The sequence below is a fragment of the Neobacillus drentensis genome, from assembly GCF_036966985.1.
In the GTDB taxonomy this organism is placed as follows: domain Bacteria; phylum Bacillota; class Bacilli; order Bacillales; family Cytobacillaceae; genus Neobacillus; species Neobacillus drentensis_E.
In genome coordinates this window covers 1-218 of record NZ_JBALSN010000794.1, presented here as the reverse complement: position 1 = coordinate 218, position 218 = coordinate 1, and the positions used below count along the sequence as shown (strand labels likewise).

The 218-nt window shown below is 40.8% G+C and carries 1 protein-coding gene; it reads right to left on the bottom strand.

The window, feature by feature from the left end; all coding sequences use genetic code 11:
- Positions 1 to 172 (bottom strand): SDR family NAD(P)-dependent oxidoreductase (locus V7659_RS31800; protein WP_420491799.1); only part of this gene is annotated, 172 nt, incomplete at its 3' end.
- Between the last annotated feature and the right edge of the window lie 46 nt (positions 173 to 218).

Below are 218 nucleotides of genomic sequence, written 5' to 3'. Positions count from 1 at the left end.
TTCCTCCGGCTTTTTGAATGGCTTCTACTGTGAAGCGAATCCCTTCTTCATTGATATCTGCTACCACGACAGCAGCACCCTGTTTAGCAAGTGTTAGAGCGATTGTTCGGCCAATTCCTTTTTCAGAACCGCTCCCTGTTACAATAGCTACTTGATTGTTTAATGTAAACATTGTAAATAACCTACTTTCAAATGTGATTGTTCAGCATGTCTTTTGC